This is a genomic window from Pontibacter rugosus (assembly GCF_042678745.1).
Classification (GTDB): domain Bacteria; phylum Bacteroidota; class Bacteroidia; order Cytophagales; family Hymenobacteraceae; genus Pontibacter; species Pontibacter rugosus.
The window spans coordinates 1-895 of the sequence record NZ_JBHTLD010000455.1 but is presented as its reverse complement, the minus strand read 5'-3'; the positions used below and the strand labels follow the sequence as shown (position 1 = coordinate 895).

Genomic DNA, 895 nt, shown 5'->3' with positions numbered 1-895 from the left:
TGAAGAATGAGCCTGCGAGTTAGTGATATGTGGCGAGGTTAACCCGTGAGGGGCAGCCGTAGCGAAAGCGAGTCTGAATAGGGCGTTTGAGTCGCATGTTCTAGACCCGAAGCGAAGTGATCTATCCATGGCCAGGTTGAAGCGACGGTAAGACGTCGTGGAGGACCGAACCCACTTCAGTTGAAAATGGAGGGGATGACCTGTGGGTAGGGGTGAAAGGCCAATCAAACTTCGTGATAGCTGGTTCTCTCCGAAATGCATTTAGGTGCAGCGTTGCGTGTTTCTCGCCGGAGGTAGAGCTACTGGATGGCCGATGGGCCTCAACAGGTTACTGACGTCAGCCAAACTCCGAATGCCGGTGAGTGAGAGCGCAGCAGTGAGACGGTGGGGGATAAGCTTCATCGTCGAGAGGGAAACAACCCAGACTACCAACTAAGGTCCCAAAGCGCGTGCTAAGTGGGAAAGGATGTGGAGTTGCCTTGACAACCAGGAGGTTGGCTTAGAAGCAGCCACCCTTGAAAGAGTGCGTAATAGCTCACTGGTCAAGTGATTCCGCGCCGACAATGTAACGGGGCTCAAGCACACCACCGAAGTTGTAGATTTCGCACTATAGACAAGCCTTCGTGGTTCAGTCGTGCGGAGTGGTAGGAGAGCGTCGTGTGGCGAGTGAAGCGGCGGAGTGATCCAGCCGTGGACGCTACACGAGTGAGAATGCAGGCATGAGTAGCGAAAGACGGGTGAGAAACCCGTCCTCCGAAAGACCAAGGGTTCCAGGGCCAGGTTAATCCGCCCTGGGTAAGTCGGGACCTAAGGCGAGGCCGACAGGCGTAGTCGATGGACAACGGGTTGATATTCCCGTACCGGCGAACAACCGCCCAAGCTAATCCAGTGGTGC

The 895-nt window shown here is 55.4% G+C and carries 1 rRNA gene; it reads left to right on the top strand.

Features of this window, described 5'->3' with window-relative positions:
* Nucleotides 1–895, top strand: a 23S ribosomal RNA gene (locus ACFQ2O_RS21885); the annotation flags it as partial.